At 40.1% G+C, this 23023-nt stretch carries 21 protein-coding genes and 1 pseudogene; 17 read left to right on the top strand and 5 right to left on the bottom strand.

Going from position 1 to position 23023, the window contains the following annotated elements; translation table 11 throughout:
- Positions 1-54: 54 nt before the first annotated feature.
- The 7 genes and pseudogenes from ACM0OW_RS21880 to ACM0OW_RS21850 all read left to right on the top strand — a co-directional run.
- Positions 55-519, top strand: a pseudogene (locus tag ACM0OW_RS21880) (Hsp70 family protein); the annotation flags it as partial.
- A 621-nt stretch (positions 520-1140) separates the two neighbouring features.
- Positions 1141-2280: a molecular chaperone DnaJ gene (gene dnaJ / locus ACM0OW_RS21875; protein WP_414552317.1), complete on the top strand. Its 1140-nt coding sequence runs from the start codon at positions 1141-1143 to the stop codon at positions 2278-2280.
- Positions 2280-2537, top strand: a complete 258-nt coding sequence (locus ACM0OW_RS21870; protein ID WP_414552315.1) for a sulfurtransferase TusA family protein — start codon at positions 2280-2282, stop codon at positions 2535-2537. The genes dnaJ and ACM0OW_RS21870 overlap by 1 nt, the downstream gene beginning before the upstream one ends.
- Positions 2534-3634, top strand: a complete 1101-nt coding sequence (gene rsgA / locus ACM0OW_RS21865) for a small ribosomal subunit biogenesis GTPase RsgA (protein WP_414552313.1) — start codon at positions 2534-2536, stop codon at positions 3632-3634. The genes ACM0OW_RS21870 and rsgA overlap by 4 nt, the downstream gene beginning before the upstream one ends.
- 318 nt (positions 3635-3952) lie before the next feature.
- Positions 3953-5545: a glycoside hydrolase family 57 protein gene (locus ACM0OW_RS21860; protein ID WP_414552311.1), complete on the top strand. Its 1593-nt coding sequence runs from the start codon at positions 3953-3955 to the stop codon at positions 5543-5545.
- Between the two features lie 193 nt (positions 5546-5738).
- A complete protein-coding gene (locus tag ACM0OW_RS21855; protein WP_414552309.1) occupies positions 5739-6125 on the top strand; it encodes a hypothetical protein in 387 nt (128 codons plus the stop codon).
- Positions 6125-6457, top strand: a complete 333-nt coding sequence (locus ACM0OW_RS21850) for a hypothetical protein (RefSeq protein WP_414552307.1) — start codon at positions 6125-6127, stop codon at positions 6455-6457. The genes ACM0OW_RS21855 and ACM0OW_RS21850 overlap by 1 nt, the downstream gene beginning before the upstream one ends.
- A gap of 62 nt (positions 6458-6519) precedes the next feature.
- On the opposite strand, the gene ACM0OW_RS21845 is transcribed toward ACM0OW_RS21850, so the two are convergent.
- From ACM0OW_RS21845 to ACM0OW_RS21835, 3 genes are all read right to left on the bottom strand, one after another.
- The gene (locus ACM0OW_RS21845) at positions 6520-6951 is read right to left on the bottom strand and encodes an NUDIX hydrolase (protein ID WP_414552305.1); all 432 of its coding nucleotides are present in this window, start codon (positions 6949-6951) and stop codon (positions 6520-6522) included.
- 54 nt (positions 6952-7005) lie between these two features.
- Positions 7006-7461, bottom strand: coding sequence for a DUF3531 family protein (locus ACM0OW_RS21840; protein ID WP_414552303.1), 456 nt, complete (start codon positions 7459-7461; stop codon positions 7006-7008).
- A 90-nt stretch (positions 7462-7551) separates the two neighbouring features.
- Entirely contained in the window at positions 7552-8490 is a 939-nt protein-coding gene (locus ACM0OW_RS21835) for a Sll0314/Alr1548 family TPR repeat-containing protein (RefSeq protein WP_414552301.1), read from the bottom strand.
- 358 nt (positions 8491-8848) lie between these two features.
- Between ACM0OW_RS21835 and ACM0OW_RS21830 the strand changes: the two genes are divergently transcribed.
- The 6 genes from ACM0OW_RS21830 (at position 8849) to ACM0OW_RS21805 (ending at position 16651) form a co-directional block, all read left to right on the top strand.
- Positions 8849-9517 carry an ABC transporter ATP-binding protein gene (locus ACM0OW_RS21830; protein ID WP_414552299.1) on the top strand — a complete coding sequence of 223 codons (669 nt, stop codon included), beginning with the start codon at positions 8849-8851 and terminating at the stop codon, positions 9515-9517.
- Positions 9518-9550: 33 nt separating this feature from the next.
- The gene (gene rsmG / locus ACM0OW_RS21825) at positions 9551-10303 is read left to right on the top strand and encodes a 16S rRNA (guanine(527)-N(7))-methyltransferase RsmG (protein ID WP_414552297.1); all 753 of its coding nucleotides are present in this window, start codon (positions 9551-9553) and stop codon (positions 10301-10303) included.
- Positions 10304-10832: 529 nt separating this feature from the next.
- Positions 10833-11891, top strand: coding sequence for a sigma-70 family RNA polymerase sigma factor (locus tag ACM0OW_RS21820; RefSeq protein WP_414552295.1), 1059 nt, complete (start codon positions 10833-10835; stop codon positions 11889-11891).
- A 251-nt stretch (positions 11892-12142) separates the two neighbouring features.
- On the top strand, positions 12143-12685 hold the full coding sequence (locus ACM0OW_RS21815; RefSeq protein ID WP_414552293.1) for a hypothetical protein: 543 nt from the start codon (positions 12143-12145) through the stop codon (positions 12683-12685).
- Positions 12686-12895: 210 nt separating this feature from the next.
- Positions 12896-13738, top strand: a complete 843-nt coding sequence (locus ACM0OW_RS21810) for a P pilus assembly protein, chaperone PapD (RefSeq protein ID WP_414552291.1) — start codon at positions 12896-12898, stop codon at positions 13736-13738.
- A 27-nt stretch (positions 13739-13765) separates the two neighbouring features.
- On the top strand, positions 13766-16651 hold the full coding sequence (locus ACM0OW_RS21805; RefSeq protein ID WP_414552289.1) for a carboxypeptidase-like regulatory domain-containing protein: 2886 nt from the start codon (positions 13766-13768) through the stop codon (positions 16649-16651).
- A gap of 168 nt (positions 16652-16819) precedes the next feature.
- On the opposite strand, the gene ACM0OW_RS21800 is transcribed toward ACM0OW_RS21805, so the two are convergent.
- Positions 16820-18052, bottom strand: coding sequence for a family 10 glycosylhydrolase (locus tag ACM0OW_RS21800; RefSeq protein WP_414552287.1), 1233 nt, complete (start codon positions 18050-18052; stop codon positions 16820-16822).
- Between the two features lie 167 nt (positions 18053-18219).
- On the opposite strand from ACM0OW_RS21800, the gene ACM0OW_RS21795 reads away from it, so the two are divergent.
- Positions 18220-18741 carry a DUF29 family protein gene (locus tag ACM0OW_RS21795; RefSeq protein WP_414552285.1) on the top strand — a complete coding sequence of 174 codons (522 nt, stop codon included), beginning with the start codon at positions 18220-18222 and terminating at the stop codon, positions 18739-18741.
- Positions 18742-18744: 3 nt separating this feature from the next.
- Entirely contained in the window at positions 18745-19254 is a 510-nt protein-coding gene (locus ACM0OW_RS21790; protein WP_414552283.1) for a DUF29 family protein, read from the top strand.
- 63 nt (positions 19255-19317) lie between these two features.
- Here the strand turns inward: ACM0OW_RS21790 and ACM0OW_RS21785 are convergent, their stop codons facing one another.
- Positions 19318-20739 (bottom strand): NADP-dependent isocitrate dehydrogenase, encoded by a 1422-nt coding sequence (locus ACM0OW_RS21785; RefSeq protein WP_414552281.1) that lies wholly within the window; start codon positions 20737-20739, stop codon positions 19318-19320.
- 374 nt (positions 20740-21113) lie between these two features.
- Between ACM0OW_RS21785 and ACM0OW_RS21780 the strand changes: the two genes are divergently transcribed.
- Positions 21114-21839, top strand: coding sequence for a GUN4 N-terminal ARM-like repeat domain-containing protein (locus tag ACM0OW_RS21780; protein ID WP_414552279.1), 726 nt, complete (start codon positions 21114-21116; stop codon positions 21837-21839).
- A gap of 79 nt (positions 21840-21918) precedes the next feature.
- The gene (locus tag ACM0OW_RS21775) at positions 21919-23022 is read left to right on the top strand and encodes an ABC transporter ATP-binding protein (protein WP_414552277.1); all 1104 of its coding nucleotides are present in this window, start codon (positions 21919-21921) and stop codon (positions 23020-23022) included.
- Position 23023 lies beyond the last annotated feature (1 nt).

The following is a 23023-nucleotide window of genomic DNA, read 5'->3' as shown; positions in this document are numbered from 1 at the left end:
AGAGCTATGAGGCTTATAGAGTCTGTCTTGTAGCTGATTTTGTCCCCCCTTCAGGGTTTGAATACCAACGAAGTAGAACGAATGCAAAAAGAAGCAGAGATATTTGCCGAAGAGGATAGAAAGCGTAAAATACTGGTTGATCTTAAAAACCAAGCAGATAATTTGTTGTTCAGTTACGAATCTAGCCTCAAAGATAATAGTGAATTTATTGGTGAGCAAATGAAGGTTTTAGCCAACGAAAAAGTTATTCAGCTTCAAGCTGTAATGGCTAATCCCAAAATTTCACTCACAGAATTTCAACAGTGCTTAGATGATTTTCAGCAGACTTTATTTGCCATTGGTGCTGATGTATACAACAGAGCAAACGACCCAGAAAATAGTACTGAAGTGGAAGCAGTGTCAAATAATTTGTTGGTATCAGAGTTAGAACAACCGTTGAATGATACAGCAGTATCACAATTAAACTTTGATTTTGATGAGGAAAGTACAGTACAAGCTGATTATGAAGCAATAGATTAGTTATTGGTCATTGGTCATTGGGAAGTCATAATCTTTTCCCCCCTGCACCCTGCACCCCTGCCTCTTCCCCCCTGTTCCCTAATTTTGCTAGATTGTAGAAGTGAATTGCTGTAGGCCAGACAATTGACAAATACTTCCTGAGTGGTACAAGCCCCTAGATTTATCTGTGGGTCGAACCAAAATCCCAAATCTCACATCCGAAATTGTATGGCCATTAAATGCAGATGGGAGGTTTTCCGCACCTCATTGTGCGGCTAGCCCCTATAGTTCATGAACGGGATTTTTTCCCTCTGAGTAGCACAATTGTAAAAGAGACAGTTTACACCTCTGGATATATCGACCTCTGCACGGGTGAGGAAACTCCTCCGAGTAAGCCGAGTCATAGAAAGAGGAAGTCCCAGAATGACTTCTGGGAATCTCATCGGTTTTAGCCGTGAGAGGATGTCAATTTTTGTTTCTGCCTAGTTTCTGGCGAGCCGCCTTCCAAAGAACACTGCTTCTCAATCAGGCTTACGCCAGATTGAGCAAGTCATGTCTTAGATTAAAAAATCTCATCGGCTTTAGCCGTGACAGGATGTCAATGCCTTCTACTTTCTTCCTCCTAACTTTTACTTTTGCTATATGGCCCGCGACTATTATGAAATTCTGGGTGTCTCTCGTGACGCCGACAAAGAAGACATTAAACAAGCTTACCGCCGTTTAGCCCGGAAGTATCACCCAGATGTGAACAAAGAACCGGGCGCGGAAGATCGGTTTAAGGAAATTAACCGCGCGTATGAAGTGCTTTCTGAGCCAGACATTCGAGAACGTTATAACCGTTTTGGTGAAGCTGGTGTTTCAGGGGCGGCTGCGGCTGGCGCAGGTTTCCAAGACATGGGCGATATGGGCGGCTTTGCCGATATCTTTGAAAGTATTTTCAGTGGCTTCGCTGGTGGCGGTATGGGTGGTCCGACCACGCAACGGCGGCGCAGTGGGCCAGTGCGGGGCGATGACTTAAGGCTCGACCTGAAGTTAGACTTTCGAGAAGCGGTATTTGGCGGCGAAAAAGAAATTCGTATTTCCCATTTAGAAGTCTGTGATGCCTGTGGTGGTTCGGGTGCGAAGGCAGGTACTCGCCCTCGGACTTGTTCTACTTGTGGTGGTTCGGGTCAAGTCCGGCGTGTGACTAGAACCCCCTTTGGTAGCTTTACTCAAGTCTCCACTTGTCCTACCTGTAACGGTACGGGAATGGTCATTGAAGACAAATGTGATGCTTGTGATGGTAAGGGGACAAATCAAGTACCGAAGAAACTCAAGATTACCATTCCGGCTGGGGTGGATAATGGTACTCGTCTCAGAATCTCCCAAGAAGGTGATGCTGGTCAACGTGGTGGACCTCCTGGGGATTTGTATGTCTATTTATTTGTTAATGAAGACGAAGAATTTCAACGGGATGGCATTAATGTTCTCTCAGAAATTAAAGTTAGCTATCTGCAAGCAATTTTAGGTTGCCGTTTGGAAGTCGAAACGGTAGACGGGCCAGTGGAATTGATTATCCCGGCTGGTACTCAGCCAAATACAGTCATGAAGCTGGAAAATCGGGGTGTACCTCGTTTGGGAAATCCTGTGAGTCGTGGCGACCATCTGCTGACATTATTAATTGATATTCCTACGAAGGTGACTCCGGAGGAAAGAGAATTGCTAGAGAAGTTGGCTAAAATTAAGGGAGACCGAACTGGTAAAGGTGGTCTAGAAGGATTCTTGGGAAATTTGTTTAAGTAATGAATTCTTCTCACTTTTCAAATGCCGATGCTCAACTTGACTTACGTGGCACTCCTTGCCCGATTAATTTCGTGCGGACAAAGTTATGTTTGGAAAAAATGCTGCCTGGAGGTTTGCTCGAAGTCTGGCTAGACTCTGGAGAACCGATTGAGCAGGTTCCTGATAGTTTGATCATGGCAGGTTATCAGGTGGAGCAAATTACAGATTGCGTGGGTTATTTTTCTTTGTTGGTACGCCGTCCTGCTACTGCCCAATGACAACAGTGGAAACTATGTCTACTAATGGACAGTTACTTGGTACGGTGCTAGCCGTGCAAGCCAATTTTTATCGCGTGCAGTTGGATGTAGGAGTAGGGGAGATCGGCGAGTTAGATTATCCTCATTTTTCTCATCCTTTGATGCTTCTCTGCACCCGCAGAACCCGGTTGAAAAAAATCGGGCAACAGGTGATGGTGGGCGATCGCGTGGTAGTAGATGAGCCAGATTGGGCTGGTGGTCGGGGGGCAATTTCCAATGTTTTACCCCGTGAAAGTTTATTAGACCGACCAGCGATCGCCAATGTTGACCAAATCCTCCTGGCATTTGCGGTGACAGATCCACCTCTGGAACCTTATCAATTAAGTCGATTTCTGGTAAAGGCTGAGTCTACTGACGTAGATGTGCTTTTATGCCTGAATAAAAGTGATTTAGTCTCACCAGAGGAACAACAGAAAATAAGCGATCGCCTATTAGGTTGGGGCTATAAACCCCTATTTATGAGCGTCCAAAACGGCATTAATATTGACGAATTACTTAACCATCTAAATAATAAAATTACTGTCATTGCTGGGCCTTCTGGCGTGGGAAAATCTAGCCTGATTAACGTGCTGATACCCACTCTTAACCTGCGAGTGGGAGAAGTCTCTGGCAAATTAGCACGAGGTCGCCATACAACGCGCCATACAGAATTATTTGAATTACCTGGGGGTGGTTTGCTGGCCGATACTCCCGGCTTTAATCAACCTGACTTGGATTGTAGCCCCGAAGAATTAATTTATTATTTTCCAGAAGCCAGACAACGTTTAGCAGTGGCTAGCTGTCGTTTTAGTGACTGTCTGCATAGAGACGAGCCTGATTGTGTGGTGCAAGGTGACTGGGAAAGATACGAACATTACTTAGAATTTTTAGATCAAGCGATCGCACATCAAACTCAAATGCACGAACAAGCCGACCCCGAATCAACGATGAAAATCAAAAGCAAAGGTAAGGGTAAGCAACAGTACGAACCGAAGTTAGAAAGTAAAAAATATCGTCGTGTTTCTCGGAAAACACAGGTGCAAGAATTAGAACAATTGTATAGAGAACCCGAAGATTAGAGTGCTGAGTGCTGAGTGCTGAGTGCTGAGTGTTGAGTGCTGAGTGAGGAGTGCTGAGTGCTGTTAGCGGGGCGTTTAGCCCGTACATGAGTGCTGAGTGGGTAGGGGCGGGTTTAAGCAGTAAGTCTGTGGTTTGTCGAAATCCTTAGTAAACCCGCCCGTACATGAGTGGTCAACAATCTGGAAAAAACCTAGTTAAATATCTTAACAATATAGCCAAGTAGAAAACTACAGTCACGCACCCCATAAAGTCTTAAAATACTGTTAATTTCGCCCAACCCTCGTTCTTACACTTAAAAGTACTACCCTAAAATCACTATGGCTATCGGCTACGTCGCGCTTGTACTTCATGCACATCTGCCCTTTGTTCGTCACCCAGAAAGTGACTATGTGTTGGAAGAAGAATGGCTTTATGAAGCCATCACCGAAACATACATTCCTTTATTAAAAGTATTTGAGGGCTTAAAGCGAGACGGTATCGACTTCAAAATCACCATGAGTATGACACCGCCGCTAGTGTCAATGCTCCGTGACCCCCTACTGCAAGAACGCTATGACGCGCACTTAACCCAATTAGAAGAACTGATAGAACTGGAAATTGAGCGTAATGTCAAAAATGGGCATCTTCGTTATTTAGCCGAACATTACGCTACTGAGTTTAACGAAGCGCGTCAGATATGGGAACACTACAAAGGTGACTTAATCACAGGTTTTAAGAAATTTCAAGATAGCAATAATTTAGAAATTATCACTTGTGGTGCTACTCACGGCTATTTACCACTGATGAAAATGTATCCACAAGCTGTGTGGGCGCAAATTCAGGTAGCTTGTGAACACTATGAGCAAAACTTTGGCCAAGCACCCAGAGGTATTTGGTTGCCAGAATGCGCTTACTATGAAGGTGTGGAGAGAATGCTGGCGGATGCTGGTTTACGCTATTTCCTCACTGATGGACATGGGATTTTATACGCCCGTCCTCGCCCCCGCTTTGGTACTTACGCGCCGATTTTTACAGAACCTGGTGTTGCGGCTTTTGGTCGAGATCATGAATCTTCGCAGCAGGTATGGTCTTCTGAGGTGGGCTATCCCGGTGCGGCAGAATATCGGGAATTTTACAAAGATTTGGGCTGGGAAGCAGAATATGAGTATATTAAGCCCTACATCATGCCCAATGGTCAGCGCAAAAACACGGGCATTAAGTATCACAAAATTACTGGACGTGGTTTAGGACTTTCTGATAAAGCTCTCTATGATCCTTATTGGGCAAGGGAAAAGGCGGCTGAACACGCTGCTAACTTTATGTATAACCGGGAACGCCAAGTAGAGCATTTAAACGGTATTATGGGTCGCCCGCCCATTATTGTGTCGCCTTATGATGCTGAGTTATTTGGTCACTGGTGGTATGAAGGCCCTTGGTTTATTGATTACCTGTTCCGGAAATCATGGCATGACCAAGGAACATATCAAATGGCTCATCTGGCGGATTATTTGCGGACAGAACCAACTCAGCAAGTTTGTCGCCCTTCGCAGTCTAGTTGGGGTTATAAGGGTTTCCATGAGTATTGGTTAAATGAAACAAATGCTTGGATTTATCCACATTTACACAAAGCGACTGAACGCATGATTGAAATTTCGCACTTAGAAGCTGAAGATGATTTGCAGGAGAAAGCACTGAACCAAGCGGCGCGGGAACTTTTACTAGCGCAATCTTCTGACTGGGCTTTTATTATGCGGACGGGTACAATGGTTCCTTATGCTGTGAGAAGAACGCGATCGCACTTGATGCGGTTTAATAAGCTCTATGAAGATGTTAAAGTCGGTAAGGTCGATAGTGGTTGGTTAGAAAAGGTGGAATTAATGGATAACATTTTCCCTGAACTCGACTATCGCGTTTACCGTCCTTTGTCGTAATCTTTCTGAAGATTGAGTATCAATTAACTTCATACCCATATCCCTGGCTTCTTTGAGAAGTTGGGGATTCATCGTTTTGAATTCCGGCTCCTTCTCCTTAATAAGGAGAGGGTTGGGGTGAGGTTTTATTTATTTATTCATTCTCTACGTTAAATTAAAGTAAGTTGGGGATTTAATCCCAGGAGCAATTGCTATGGATATACTGATTGAATCTACAAAAGATTTTGAACAAGATTTAGAGCAATTTAGTAATACAGAAAAATTTAAGATTATTAAGAAACTAAATCGATATGTTGAGTTACTGTCAACAGATACAAATTTATTTTATAAAAATAGCACGCAATTAAGAAATATTAGACTTAATGAAAATTATGATTCTTCCATATATTCTCTGAGAATTAATGACAAAATTAGAATTATTCTTACCATTGATGATGATCCCATTTTTGATCGGACTGTAATCACTTTATTTAGAGCCGTCAAGCCTGAAGATGCACCAAAAGCATATAATTCAGTTGCAGAAACTCTTTACCAAGATTTCACGGTAGAAAATCAAGATATTGAGGTTCATTCTAGCTAATGGCACAAATCAAGCCTCTTTTAGATGAGTATGGTGTGATTCATGAAGCTATCAAGATTTTACCAGAAGATTTAAAACTGAATTTTCTTCAAGCTTTAGCCGAACTAGAAGATAATGAGTGTCATAGAACTAGAAGTTTTCCTAAAACCAGGCTCCATAAAGTTACAGGTATTAAACAAGCAATTTACAGAGCCGATATAGATAAAATATCAGGATGGCGGATTCATATTCAATATATTGAAGGAAAAATACATTTAAAGGACATCATTGAGGGTCAACAACATGATGATGTGATTAAAGTGATTAAATCAAAGCGGGATAGATATGAGTAATTTGTAATTCGTAATTCGTAGTTCGTAGTTCGTAAAAATTATTGGGTTACTGAATTAATACTTTATAAGTAGGCGAAAAAATCTTCGGGAACTAATCTTAATTTACCAGATTTAAAGTCAGCAATATCTACCCATAGTGCTTTATGTTGATGGTTTTTTGATTCAGAAAATATTAAGCTTTCTAGTTGATAGAATTTGGAATCAACGAAATCACATTCATAAAGTTGAATGATTTCGTGTCCTTGCTTACCGTTACAAATAAATATACTTTCTATGCAACCTACATAGTTAATATTTGTTAAGTCTGCTTGAATTTCTTCTTGAAATTCTCTTTTTAAAGCAGCTTGGCTAGTTTCGCCAAAGTCAACTCCGCCACCTAAAGCTCGATAGTAAGTTTCTTGTTTGAGGGAATCGTAGCCTTCAGAAACAAAAATGCGTTCACCATCCCGGATCAATCCTAAAGCTAATACCCGAATTTTTCCTAGTTTGCTCATCTAAAAATCTCCGGGAATCTGAAAAAGGTGTGTTTTTAGGTTGAGGTAATCCAGTTAATTGTCATCGTATATAGCGTGATTGGGGTTGTCACTATCCTCTACAGGCCAATCTTCATTTTCGCCACCGATGTATAATTCCTCTATGGCGACATATTCCTGATTTAACTGTTTGAGAGCATTGATTAAAATATCCAATGCGATCGCATCAGCAGTTCCCATGTCAAACCAACAACGCGCCCACTGTCCTTCATACTCCAATTCGCCCATGTTGTGCATGAGTGCCAATAAGCTTTTATCATACCCTTCTGGGTCATAATTCATGTAGCTGATTTCTAGTCCAGTTTCTTGGACTTGGAGATTTTCCGCATTAAATGCGCCTAGTTTACCCAAATAGAACCAGGAATTAAAAACTTCTTCGATGTATTGCTTTTCACGTCCAGAAGGAACTGTCGTGAATTTTAGCCAAATCCACACATCAAAAGGGTTAATTTCACGGAACTGAATTTGCATGGTGCGGGAATATCTAAATTATTGTCCTGAGAATAAGCATATCAGCAAGAATACAAGAAAGACGCGATTTATCGCGTCTCTACAATCAGGCTATTCAACTAAACTATTCAGTTGGTTAAAGGTATTGTTGCGTTCACGTTCAATTTGTCTGACTAAATCGGCGGGAAGTTGGGATCTTTTCGTCAAGGCTTTGTCGAAATTAACCACCGCGTCTTGGATAATGGAGCGACTTTTAGCTTGTTGTCCCTGTTTTCTGAGGATTTGAGCTTTGAGATAATATAATTCTGGGTGATCAGATGTGGTTTTTAAAGCACTGTTTACATATTCTAAAGCCTGAGAATACTGCTTTAAATCGCGATAGGCTAGGGCTATACCCCTATCTGCTAAGTATTTCGGCCCAGCATTTGCTTTTAACCGAGCGATCGCATCATCGGGATTAGCAAAGGGTAAATTGACAGATAGCATCAAATCCATGTAGCCTTTGAGCAAATTTAGCTCTGGATCTTGAGGTGCGATCGCTTCGGCTCTGTCTAAATATTGATAAACTTGTCTCAGCCGAGTTAGGGCTTGGGGCGCACCTCTAAGTGTACCATCACGAGCAATAATTGTTGCGCCTTCAAAAAAATGTCCGACAGCAGTGTATATATTGCCACGTAATTCGTCTGTAGCAATCAATTTTTGTCCGGTTTCTAGAGTTTTCTTGCTGTAAGTACCGAGTGTAGCAAAATCTTTATTTGCATAAGCTAAGGATGCCTTCATCGCATAAGCTAAAGGTTCATTTGATTCACTTGAGGTGGCTTTTTGGAGGTAACTTTCGGCTGCTGGATAATTACCCTGTTGAAAAACTGCTTTAAAAGCTGCTTCGGTATTGTCGCCAATATTACGAGGCTGGTTAGTACGGAATGGATCACCAGCTAGAGAGGGGCTAACCCAAAAATTAAGTGCGATTGCAGCTGCAAAAGTATTCTGAGCCAGCTTTGAGAGTTTCGCAAACCCTATATATTGAGGAGTATAAAACCGTTTAGTCATTGTCACCCTTCAAAAAATGGTGGTTAAAATTGTTGTATCTGTTACTTGAATGCTCAAGAAAGTTAACTATAATTTGTGTCGGTTTTAGCCTGAACCTGAATATTCTACACAGGTTGACTGCGGTTATTGTGCCATGTTCCCATTTTTGTCACCTTTGTTAAAGGTGAAGTCTGCCACAATGTATAAAAGGATCAGGGTGGTTTTTTGCAGTTTGTATCCGGTTTTCGCCAAAAAAACTTGTAATTTCCCGGAAATTCAGACTGAAATTCAAAATCTGTAGAGACATTGTGACAAAGCTTTTGATCATTTTCTAGTTACTCTTAGGAGTAATCCGCCAATTTTTTAATAGTCCTAACAAATGCTTTATCTCAGAAATATAACGTATCACCCCGCAGCCAGCCCCACCGCGATTCTGAAATCAATTAATCTGGAATTAGCACCCCATCGGCTAGGTATGATTATTGGTCCGAGTGGTTCCGGTAAAAGTACCTTATTAGAAATTTTGTCTGGACTAGCCGAACCAACTTCAGGTTCACTGTTCTGGCGGGAACAAGAACTTATCCCAGAACAGCTACAACAATTAGCGGGGTTATTATTTCAGTTCCCAGAAAGGCACTTTTGCGGTGGTACTATTTTAGACGAATTGCGTTTAGGGCATCCTGAGTTAGGTTCAGAGCGAGTCAGGGGAGCATTAAGCGAAGTAGGATTAGAGCATTTATCGCTTTCCGCAGCACCTCATGCTTTGAGTGGTGGACAGCAAAGGCGTTTGGCTTTGGCTGTGCAATTAATTCGTCAGCCAAATGTACTGTTATTAGATGAACCCACAGCCGGGTTAGATTGGTCAATGCGTCGGCAATTGGTAAACTTATTAGCGAAACTCAAAAAAGATTGGACGCTGTTGGTAGTGACTCATGATGCTGGAGATATGCTGGCGATCGCAGACCAATGTTGGACACTGAACCACGGTGAATTACAATCAGTAGACCCGGCAATACTAAAAGCGAAAGAAGCCGAAAAAGCTGTTTGAGAAGGATAACTGTTGACCAATGACCAATAAATAATGACTAATTCCACAATTCCATTATTGCCAGAAATGGCAAAAATATGGCAGCAAACCCTAAATTGGCAACCCAACGAACAACAGCAGCAAAAATTTCAGCAGCTGTATGAATTAATTGTATTAGGTAATCAAAAGTTAAATTTAACCCGCATTACCGACCCCCAAGAATTTTGGGAAAAACATCTTTGGGATTCTTTACGAGGAATTGCACCAAAAGGGCAGTTTATTCCATTTCTCTCAGAAAATGCGGCTGTAATTGATATTGGTACAGGTGCGGGTTTTCCAGGAATTCCCGTGGCAATTACCATGCTTAATTGTAAAATGACTCTGCTAGATTCAACCAGAAAGAAAATTAATTTTATTGACGAAAGCTTGACTCAATTAACTCTTAGCAATGCTAAAACTTGCATTGGCAGAGCAGAAGAAATAGGTCATCATCCCCAGCATCGCAAAAGATATGATGTGGCTTTAATTCGTGCTGTTAGTAATGCGGCTGTCTGTGCTGAATACACTTTACCATTACTTAAACAGGGTGGTTTATCTGTAATTTATCGTGGTAATTGGACAGAAGAGGAAACTAAATCTTTGCAAAATGCGGTTAACCAATTAGGTGGTGTAATTGAATCCGTAGAACAATTTACAACTCCTTTAACTAATAGCGTTCGTCATTGTTTGTACTTGCGAAAAGTAGTTAATACTCCAGCTAGTTTTCCTCGTGCTGTAGGTATACCAACGCAAAACCCTTTGTCATAAAACCTCACCCCAACCCTCTCCTTTCCAAGGAGAGGGAGCAGGAATCATGATATTTTATAGATTATTTCATGAATAATTGCAAATATTTATGGTAATCCTAAAAAACTTCTAATTGTGCGATCGCCTCCGGTAGTACTGACTTTTCACGGTAAGTCCTCAAACCGCGAAACAACAGGACTTTTTCCACAGGTAAATTCTCAATAGCTCTAAGTTAATGAAAATAGCTAACGTAAAAATTAGGTTTTGAGAAAAGCTTAAAATGGCGTTTTCCAGATGCCGTGAAAAGTCAGCCCGTAGTAGGGTGTGTTATGGCTTTAGCCTAACGCACCGTCTTCTGGGTCTTGGTGCCGTACTCTCCTCCATAACACACCCTACGTGTGTTTCATAAATCAAATATGAGTCCTATAGATATTTCTTTATATTGGTAAAGATTGCGTAAATTTTCAAGAAAATAGTGTTCTTACGGATACCTAAATAAAATGCATTGATTATTATGATGTTAGTATCAAAGCTAACAAATTCTATTTATATGCACTCTTCTAATAATTGCTTATCCAGCGTTGAGCATCAAGACCTCAGCTCAAGCTTTTGGAATTTATGGCAAGAATATCAAAACTATTTGTACCGTTGTTGCGTAAAATGGATGGGTAACGCTGCTGATGGTGAAGATGCCCTCAGTCGTGCCATGCTCAAAGCCTGGGAAAAGCTACATGATTCTACTGTGGAAGTTAAAAACTTTAAAGCTTGGATAACTAAACTAACTCATAATCTTTGTGTAGATATCCATAGAGAACATCATCGGGGTGCAAAACAAGTTGAAAGTTTGGAAGCAAAAGGTTTTGAATATGAACAGGAATTAGCTAGTCTGGAAGAAAACCCAGTTCTTGTTGTTACACAACAAGAACTGAAAAATTTTTTTTGTCTTGCTATTGATGAGTTATCCCCTAGACTGCGAGAAAGTTTTATTCTGCACTTTGAGGAAGAACTATCATATAAGGAAATTGCGGAAAAACTGAATATTTCTTACGATAACGTCCGTAAGCGAATTTCCCAAGCACGGGCGATTTTGAAACAGCGATATGAGCAGGATTTTCTTGGGGTAGAAGATAGATACTCTACAGATTTATACGAGTGTAAATCTCAGGCTTTTTCCCAGTCTCTAAAAAAGAAGATATTTCAGAAGACTCTGCTAACAGAAGCCCCTACTGGTGAAACTTTAACGTTATCTGATGAGTTAGAACCAGGACGAATTTTGCATCAGGAAGAAGCGGCTGTGATTTTGCGGGTTGTTGTGGTGGATAGTCAATGTGATGGGGAGGTTGAAGAAATTGATAAAATCTCTGATGTCAATGAAGAGTATCTACCTTTATTGGATGTTGGGAAATTTTGGATAATAGGAAAACATAGATTATCTAATCTTGTAGAATGGTTCAATTTTCAGGGCGTGAAAAATGCCCAGCCCACAATCATTAATTGCATATTAATTTATATTCATTTCATTTTATTTACAAGTCTTTTGGCAAAAATAGTCCATGATATCTGTGATAGCTTGCGTGGCGTAGCCATACCTGCCACTACTGCTGTTTGAGGCTTTGCGTAGGCGTAGCTTTCTCGAAGAGTAACCCAACGAAACCAAGGATTGTTGGTATTAGGTTTTGTTACCCTACCCTAGGGGGAACGCATCTACCTACCATTTTATTTTCTGTTTGACAACAGAATAATGCTGTAGTGATCTCAGTGAACAGTCTCAGAAATTTGTGCAGTTAAATAATTCACAATTTGTCTTTGGGAAACGTCTAATTAATGTAGGAATAAAAAAACTAGTTTTGGATACCAAAAATGATGAATTTGCGTCGTCTTGCTTTAGTTAGCGGTTTTGCTGTTCTCAGTGCTTTGGCTTTTAGCCCCAAAGCCCAAGCCCAGAATGCTAACGTTGATTTTAGTGGAGAGATAGGACCTGCTTGCATCATCAACTCTACCGAAAACGGAAGATTGGAGAAGAACTTAAGCGGAACTAGTCTTAATACTATTTTACCGGGAAATATCAATGTTAGTTGTACTGACGGTACAACATTTACCATCACCTCCATTACTGACAATGGTACTGTTCTATCAACCGGAACATACACTGAGAACATTGATTTTATAACTGCGCGAGTTCTAGATGGTGGAATTCCAGTTGTTAACGGGGATCTTTCACCTAATGGAGTGGGCTCAAACTTCATTATCAACCCAATTGGCACAGTAAGTGAACTTCAGCTAGGCCCTATTACTGATAAAGACTACGCGGTTGAACTAGCTGTTACCAACACTTTTAGCGGTATTGCACTAAATAGTGGATACTACAAAATCCGTGTAAACGTTGCTTTAGCTCCCCAGTAACTTAAAGTTATAAATCTTTGAGAGTTGGAAATATTGTAGGAAGGTTGCATAAGCGCCTGTTTTAAAAAGTATAAATACTCTTAATTCAGATTTAACAACCTTTCTACAATGCTAGTAGTTAAGAGAAGACTCAATCACTCTGGAAGTTACGAATACCGAGTAAATATTTTTTAAACTCCGCAGTGATTTTTGAAAAAATTAAGAGCTTAAATGTTGAAAAAATTACCGAATATCCTACCTTTATTGTGTTTTTTTGGTGTTGGTTTCACCCCCATACCAGCCTATAGTCAACAGTTATCTGTCACGCCTTTAGTAATTGAACGCCAAGCCGAATCAGGACAAGCGAGAGGAGTTATTGATGTTTCTAACGCTTCTGATAAACCATTTCGAGCCAGAGTTTCGGTTGCACCCTTCACTTATAGCCGGGAAGGACTCAAGGTTTTAGAGTCTAGCCCCAATGATTTAACACCCTATTTAGTATTTTCTCCCCGTGAATTAGTCATTGCACCCGGAGAAACACGTTCAATTCGTTTCAATGCTAGGCTGCTTCCTAGTTTACCCCAGGGCGAATATAGGGCAATGTTCTCCATTGAAGAGCTTACAGAAAATAATGATTCTACCGCAGAAAATGAGGTTAGTCTTGCTGTCACGATAGTTTCAACTATCTTTGTTAGAAATGGTGAACTTGCTCCTATTCTGAAAGTAGAGAATGCTTTTTATGATGCTAAAGCAAAAGAGATTAGATTGCTAGTTAATAATACAGGTAAAGCCACAACCCGTGCCAAAACTGAATGGAATTTAAGCCAAAATGGTAAACCTGTTAATTCTGGGAAGTTAGAAGAAACTACCATTATTGCTGAAGGTGATAGATATATCAGAATCGCCTATCCTCCTCAAGGAAAAACCCTGACACCAGGTACATATCAATTTTCGGGACAACTGAAATGGGATTTTCCTAACAAAGGTGGAATTTTACCTTTTAATGTGAATTTCAGTGTTTCTCAAGAAGATATCAATACGGAAACCAAACCTTCTCAGACTCCAAGAAGATAATCAAAAATTTCTGTTTATGTTTGCTGTGTGATCATAACTTCTATCCTTTGGAATTCATATCAACAACTGGCTTTAACTTCAACTAGTAATAGTGTTAATCCTACTATTGCCGAAGTTAAAGCTTTACATTCTTCTCCACAACCAGAAGTAAATCAAAACCCGTCTTTCAGTTCCACTAGTAATAGTGTTAATCCTATTATTGCCGAAGTTAAAGCTTTACATTCTTCTCCACAACCAGAAGCAAATCAAAACCCGTCTTTCAGTTCAACTGATAATAGTGTTAATCCTAGTATTTCCGAAGCTAAAGCTTTACATTCTTCTCCACAACCAGAAGCAAATCAAAACCCGTCTTTCAGTTCAACTGATAATAGCATTAATCCTACTATTGCCGAAGTTAATGTTTCTCCCCCACTAGAAATAAAATTACCCAAATTTATTATTTTACCAATAGGAATTAATGTTGGTAAGCGCAATATTTTACAATCTTCCTTTGTGCGAGGTTACGAAGATGGAGAAAAAGCAGTTAATTTCGCTGATTGGTTAGTTTCTTGGCAAGATTTAACTAGAGCCTTAAACCTGAATATTACTACTCTAGCTGATGGGGAATTAGAACTCAGAGGAGTGGGTTTAATTAAACGCATTCAGCCCAATGAATTAACTCCAGACCCAGAATTGGGCTTAGTTATATCTATTGCTAAAATTGAGGAATTATTAGAAGTTAAAGCCGAATTTGATATTGCAGCTTATGCAATTATCTTTAAACCCCCGTGGTTAAATTTTCGAGGTAGACAGAATACTCTGCAAGAAATACCAGTAATTTTAGAAGGATTACCCATTGTTAACGCTCCTAATTTTACCTTATCAACTATAGGACAACAAATCAATATTAATGGTAGAGAAAGTAGTAATCAATTAACTTCTCAAGGTAACTTCACAGCCATTGGGACAATATTCGGAGGAAGTTGGTTTTCTCGGATTAATCAACCAGATTTACTTGATAATACCAGTTGGCAACTTCAAGAAGGACAATATTTAAAACAAGGTGATTTTAATGATTATGTAATTGGTTCTCAACCGAGTTTTTGGCAAAATCAAGGTAGCGGCGATTATTGGGGTTTTACAGCCATTAAAAGATTTGGCTTTAAAGCAGATAATCTCAATGGTGGAGGATTTACTCCCTCTCAACGTTTGCAAAGTAACACAATTAACCGTATTATTGAAGGAGCAGCAGCACCAGGAACTCTAGTACAGCTAGTTTCTGGAAATGACAGAAGAATTTTTGCAGATGTATTAGTTGATTCTTCAGGAGTTTATCGCTTTGATAATATTCCCATTAGTGGTAGTGGGGTAAATTATCGAATTTTACTCTATGCTAATGGACAATTAGCCAATATTCCAATTGAGCAAGAACCGATATTTCTCAACCTTCCTGGACAATTGACTAAAGGAACATCCAGCCTGATTGTATCTGGTGGTTTAAGCAGACAAACCCGAATTAATGACTTTTTTGGCGACTTAACCGATGTTCGCGGTGGAATTGCTTATCGTCATGGTGTTTCAGATTCTTTGACTTTGGGAGCCGGAATTGTTTATGATCGACATTTATTAGGATTAGTAGATATATTTTATCAACCTAATAACTTTCCCCTCAAACTAGCTTTATCTGCTTTACAAACACCAGAAAACTTTAAATATAATGCTAATATAGAATTTAAACCCTCTCCTAAATTAAATTTAAATTTATCCAGTAATGAAAATTTTCAAAGCTTTAATTTAAATTGGAGTGCTGCACCAGGTATAAATATAAATAGCACTGGAAATAACTCAAATAATTTTATCAATGCTGGCATTAACTTTAACCGGAATTTTAGCAATATATTTACTTTCTCTAGCCTCAAAATAGATAACAAAGGACAATTAGATTTATCATCTAATGCTCGTTGGCGTAAATGGAATTTTTCCGCTAGATCCAATGTAACTAATACAGCATTAGGATTAATATATGATGGTTCTATTTTTAATTTACCTGGGAATGAGTCTTTAAACTTAGGTTACGAAAGTACTAATTCTAACAACAGCACTAATAATTTATTAACCTTAAAATGGAAGTATCAATCACCATATCGCCAAAGCGATAGACGTTCTGTTTGGGATTTTGATTTAGGTTATGGTATTGGTTCCCAAGGTAGCGGTTTGTTAGCTTCTGTTTCTACTGTTGCGATTCCGGGTTTGTCTCTACGTTTGCGTTACGATGGAGTTTCTACCACTTCAGATACAGCTTCCTATCGGATTGAACTAGGTTCAGCAGCCAATTTTAGCCCTAATTTTAGCCCCGCAGATACTCGATTTGAACGGTTACGCAGTGAAGGGGGAATTTTTATTCAACCCTTTTTAGATAAGAACAATAATGGCATTCGAGATAATAACGAAGAGATTTACACTCAAGATATTGAGCTATTATTACTTCTCAATAATAAAAAATTTAATCCTACCTTCTCAAATATAACAAAACAAGGTGTTTTGTTAAAGCTTGCACCTGGTATTTACAGAATTGATTTAGATCCGGCTGGATATCCTATTGACTGGAAACCTGCTCAAGTTTCTACTGCTATAGAAGTAGTTGCAGGTAGTTATACAACTTTTTCTATACCTTTTGTTGCATCCTATACTTTAGCTGGAACTGTGAAGGACTCAGCAGGAAACCCCATTGCTGGTGCTAAAGTTGAGGCGATTAATCCTGATAAAAATTCATCGGTGATATCTATTACTAATAGTGCTGGTATTTTCTATTTAGAACAATTACCGTTAGGTACATATCAGTTACAGATCAATGGTCAATCTGCGGAACCTCAGACAATTACAATTAATCCAGATGACCAAACTTTGCAAGAATTAAATTTAAAATTGCCTTAAGTAACATTCAATGTATATTAATAAATATAAAACCTCACCCCAACCCTCTCCTTACTAAGGAGAGGGAGCAGGAATAATGATATTTTATAGATTATTTAATGGAACCACAGAGACACAGAGGACACAGAGAGATTACAAAGAGAGGTCTTAACGAATGATTTGGGACTGCTAAAGTTCTGGTTTCTGAGTGATTGATTGTACTAAATTGTGCAAATTAGCAGCAGTTGTTTCGGGTTTTCCATTTATGGGAAATACTAAAACACTTTTAATATCTTTGTTATTAATTATGTCTCCTAAACGATGAAATTGATTGTCACTAATGCCAATTCCATCCACATCTCTCACATATTTTAATTCTTCTTGGTAATTTTCATCATTATAAACTTGAATAAACACTCTATCAACGTTCCAGTTTGGCCAATCTGCTGCAAAATATCTTTTAGCCCAATAAGGGTTATGATGGGAAATATCAAAACTAACTTTGGGGTTAGCTTGTTTAATTCCACTCACCATTTGTTGGACAAACTTTGTTAAATTAGCGGTACGGTCTACTTGTCCTGGTAGTTCAGCATGATAGCCTAAATAATCATCCCATTGCACTGCATCAATTTGGGGATATTTGGTGACAAATTCTACTGAGATATTTTTAAAGAAATTAGCAACTTCGGGTATCTCTACATCTAAAACATAATGTTCAATATTGGAGTAAGTTCTATCCACACCAGGAACTACCCATCGGCGCGCGATCGCCAAATCAAAAATAGGACTATTTTTATCGATTTTAATTCCTTTTTCAAAGTACGCATGAACTTCCATATCTTGCTTATGTGCTTCATCAATCAGCCAATCTAACCATTTATCTTGAAACTTATTAGGACAACTTTTAAACCCTAATTTTGTTTGCATGACATCGCTGTTATACATTGTACAACCATTACCCCAAACGCCATGAATGATTGTATTAAAGCCCTGAGAACGATATAAACGCACTCGTTGGCGAATGGTTTGTTCGTTAGCGTTATTAGTAATATGGTAACGGCTGAAATAAATCCCTCTAATTGCTTTTTTCTCCCAAGGCGTTTGAGGTAATGCTGTTTTTTGCTGAGGTGTTATTGGTGGTGAAGCTGGTTCTGGTTTCGTTTCGGGTTTTACTGTGTTTGTGGGGGTGGGAATGGTTGTGGGTGTGGGAGTAGGAGTTAAAATAGGGGTGGGACTTGGATTCAAAATCGGGATGGCTATTTGTTGATGCTGAGATAAAAGGTTTGTCACAAGATTGGTGATCATGTCTCGATTACCTTTTTGGCTCAACAACCACCAACTACCTCCTAAAAGCAATAAAATTACTGATATGGGAATATTCGCGCATCCACACCCCTTTGGCTCTTTTTTCGGTTGCGACATGGTATATGCTTACTCCCTGATGATCTGCATCTATCTAATATGTAGCATCAACATGGATCGCTGCGATTCCGGGAAAACTCTTAATTGTGCGATCGCCTACAATAAATAAAATCCGAAAATCGCCATAACTATAGGTTTGAGTAATAATTTTATGGATGTTAAGAAAAATGACACAAGAACTAACTGACCTCAGAAATAGCATTTTACAAGGAAATTACGCAGATGCTTTGGCTATTGTTGACGAGTTAGAGGGGATGAGTAAAAAGGCGATTCTGCGGCAAATTAAATCTTATCTTAAGATTTTATTGATCCATTTAATACAAAATCAAGTAGAACAGCGATTAACAAATTCTTGGGTAGCTTCTATTCGCAATTCCATACGCGAAATTCAAGAGGTGAACCTCAAAGAAAATAAAAAATCCTATTATGTCAATCAAGATGAATGGGAAACTTTGATGGAGGAAGAAGTCATTGAAGATGCGATCGCTGATGCTAGTGTGGAGGTGATGAATGGGAAATACAGTCAATTTCAAGTGGCTAAAATTATAGATAGAACCAAGTTAATCGAAAATGCTTTGCACTTTTTAGCTCTTACTTATTCCTATTCCGCCAAGGAATTACCTGCAATTGTCGCAGAAAGTTTAACTCAGTTACCGGGTGGTGAAGATTGGAAAGCCGGGAGATGGTAAGCCATGACACAGGAATTAACTGACCTTAGAAATAGCATTTTACAAGGAAATTACGCAGATGCTTTGGCTATTGTTGACGAGTTAGAGGGGATGAGTAAAAAGGCGATTCTGCGGCAAATTAAATCTTATCTTAAGATTTTGTTGTTCCATTTAATTAAAAATCAAGTGGAACAACGATTAACAAATTCATGGATTGCTTCGATTCGCAATTCCATTCGAGAAATTCAAGAGGTGAATCTCAAAGAAAATAATAAATCCTATTATGTTAATCAAGCTGAATGGGCAAATTTGATTGAGGAAGAAGTGATTGAAGATGCGATCGCTGATGCTAGTTTGGAAGTGATGAATGGTAAATATACTCGCACGCAATTATCCGCAAAACTTGATAAAAACGAGATTGCAACTACAGCAATTAGATTTCTAGCTTTAACTTATAGTTATTCAGCTAAGGAATTACCAGCAATTATGGATGATTATTTGAGTCAGTTACCAGGAGGAGAAATTTGGAAATAGCTATGCATATTTAGGATGATGGTGGGTTACGCTATCGCTAACCCACCCTACAGTTAACCAGAGTTAACCAAAATGTTGAATTATTGCGTCGGCAAATTCAGAACATTTTAAGGGTTCTACTGGTGGTTCTAGCAATCGGGCTAAATCGTAAGTAACTTGACTGTTAGCGATCGCATCCCCTAAACCTTGTTTTACCAAATCGGCAGCTTCTTGCCAACCCATAAATTCCAGCATCATCACACCGGAAAGAATTACAGAACCGGGATTAATTCGATCCAAACCGGCGTGTTTGGGTGCAGTCCCGTGGGTAGCTTCAAATATGGCACAGATATCGCCGATATTTGCCCCTGGACCCATTCCTAAACCGCCGACAATGGCCGCAGCCGCATCAGACAAGTAATCGCCGTTTAAGTTCATTGTGGCCAGAATCGAATACTCATCCGGTCTGGTTTGGATTTGTTGGAAAATACTATCAGCAATCCGGTCATTGACCATGATTTTTTCCTTCCATTGACCGTTACCGTGGGTTTCCCAAATTGTGCTGAGAACGGTTTCAACTTCCTGGACAATTTGCGCTTGTTTCTCTGGTGTCAGGGAATCATAACCTGGATCAACCTCACGGGCGTTGTCTGCGGCGGAAATATCAGGATTTTTGTCCTTATTGCTTAAAATCCAAGATTCCCGTTCGGTGACGCATTCAGCGCGAAATTCACTGGTAACTAATTCATAACCCCAATCACGGAATGCACCTTCGGTATACTTCATAATATTGCCCTTATGCACCAGTGTTACCTGTTGCTTGGCTTTAGGCAATAACAAAGCGTGTTTCATCGCCCTACGTACTAAGCGTTGAGAACCTGTTTTACTGATAGGTTTGATACCAATCCCTGAATCTAGGGGAATTTGCTTTTTGCCATGTTCTGGGGTGGCGGGAATCAGTTCCTCATTGAGAATTTTAATTAAGCGATCGCCTATTTCACTACCCTGTTTCCACTCAATCCCCAAATAAATATCTTCCGTATTTTCCCGATAAACAATTACATCGAGTTTTTCTGGGTTTTTGTGGGGTGAGGGTGTCCCGGCATAATACCGACAAGGACGCACACAGGCATATAAATCAAAAATTTGCCGTAGCGCTACGTTTAAAGAACGAATTCCACCACCTACGGGGGTAGTTAAAGGTCCTTTAATCGCGATACCATACTCTTTGATAGCGGTTAATGTATCCTGGGGTAAATACTGGTAAGTTCCGTATAATTCACAAGCTTCATCACCAGCGTAAACCTTAAACCAACTAATTTGACGTTTTCCCTTGTATGCCTTGGCTACCGCCGCATCTAGCACCTTTTGGGTAGCAGGCCAAATATCTATACCTGTGCCATCGCCCCGAATAAAAGGGATAATTGGATTATCAGGCACAATCGGTTCACCATTTTTAAAGGTGATTTTTGTTCCAGTTGTGGGGGGGTTAATCTTGTCGTACATACTTCAAACATTCCTGAACGATACGCCACCCGCCAAACAATCTTGCTTTGACAGGCTGGCTAATTTTACTGTGTCTTTTGTTCACCAAGTCACCAGGCGCAGATTTTCCCCTTATTCCCCTTATACAGTTTTTGGGGTGAACGAAGAGGCAGGGGGAAATGAACCCTTTCTTCATTGCTTCTTCTGTAAGCTATGAAATTTAGTCATAGCTTGCGTGGTGGTGTAGCCATAGCCATTGCGATTTTGTACAATTGCCTCCGGCACTGCGCGTAGTGCAATCAAAAATAGTAAACTACTTTTCGCTACTAGTGCTTCACCTCAGAGAACACACGATAGCCAACCACTTTTTCACTGAACGCTAACAGATTAATGGCATGACAGACCCAATGATTTTATCAGGCACTGCTGACATCGACTCCCTGCGACAATCGTTAATTGCTGGGTCTCTTCAAGTCCAACAACAAATCATCCCACAGTTGGCTAACTTGGGTAATGAGGGATTCGATGTGTTGATGGAATTTTTACAAAAACGACGCGAAGAACCAGCAACTTGGATTGATGGTAAAGCTTACCAAGTCCTTTACAACTCTGATGCACCTCAAGTTCAAGATTTCCTGCTTGACTGTTTTCCTGAAGGAATTGTACCTCTAAAATCAGAGTGTGGGATTGATTACAATCCTTTGCAACAATTACTCGCTGTCCAAGACTTCCAAGCTGCTGACCTCGTGAGTATCCAAAAAATGTGTGAACTGGCGGGGCCAATGGCTGTGCAGAGAAAATGGTTGTATTTTACGGAAGTGGGAAATGCGCCCATTGTTGACTTACAAACTATCAACAACCTCTGGTTAGTCCACTCAGAAGGTAAATTTGGCTTTTCGGTACAGCGAGAAATTTGGTTGAGTTTAGGCAAAAACTGGGAAAGTTTATGGACTAAAATCGGCTGGAAAAGCGGTAATAACTGGACGCGATACCCTAACCAATTTACTTGGGATTTAAGCGCCCCTAAAGGTCATTTACCCCTGTCTAATCAACTGCGAGGGGTGCGGGTCATGGCGGCGTTATTGTCTCATCCGGCTTGGGCTAAAAGTACGAAAATATGAAAGAAGCGTGGCAATGATACTGTGAAAGGAGTTGATTCGTCTTCATCCGCAGAAATTCAAAGTTAAATTGTATCGGCTTATGGCAAAAGTTCATTTAGAAGACATTAGACGTAGATTCAACAACGTCACTGCTATCGAGGATATTACCTTTGAGATTCCCGATGGAGAATTTTGGGTGTTAGTGGGGCCGTCTGGTTGTGGTAAGTCTACAATTTTACGCACGATCGCTGGGTTGGAATCTGCTACATCTGGTAATCTATTTATCGGCGATCGCTTGGTAAATAATATCCCCGCTAGACAAAGGGATATAGCGATGGTATTCCAGAACTACGCCTTGTATCCCCACATGACGGTGGCGGAAAATATCGCCTTTGGCTTAAAAATGCGGAAAGTTGACCCCAAGATTATTCAAGAACGAGTGGTGAATGTGGCGCGATCGCTTTCTTTAGAACATCTACTAGACCGCAAACCCAAACAACTTTCTGGGGGACAGCAACAACGGGTAGCATTAGGACGAGCGATCGCCCGTGAACCACAAGTATTTTTACTTGATGAACCTTTGTCTAATTTAGATGCCCAGTTGCGAGATGATACTAGGGCGGAGTTAAAGCAGTTACATCAACAGTTAGGCATTACCACGATCTATGTCACCCACGATCAAGTTGAAGCAATGACTTTGGCTGATAAGATTGTGGTGTTAGATCGGGGTAGGATTCAGCAAATTGGTGATCCTCAAAGTATTTATGCCCTTCCTGCTAACCACATGGTGGCAACTTTTTTGGGTAATCCCCCTATGAATATTTTGCCAGCTATCTACAAAAATAATGTTTTTGATGTTGGTGGACAGTCGTTAGCTGTTCCAGCCGTTGTGAAGGAAAAGGTGCAGTTACGCCAAGGTCAAAGTTTTGATTTGGGGATTCGTCCTGAACATATCACGATTAACGTTGACTCTGCCCTCAATAATGAGCAATCAGAACCATTATTTGTAGAAGTTAAGGTAGTAGAACCTTTGGGAAGAGAAACCTTGATTCGGGCGAGTTTACCGGGTTCAATGGCGGTGTTAAATATTCAGACAGCTGCTGATATTCGTCCGCGTCCAGGCGATCGCTTGTCTTTGCAACTTGATTTAAATCAGTTGTTTGTGTTTGATACTGCTACTGGTGACAGAATCTCGCCCGCATAAT

Origin of the sequence: Anabaena sp. CCY 0017 (assembly GCF_963920885.1) — a bacterium.
Classification (GTDB): Bacteria; Cyanobacteriota; Cyanobacteriia; order Cyanobacteriales; family Nostocaceae; genus Nodularia.
This window is presented reverse-complemented; position numbering and strand designations above follow the sequence as displayed.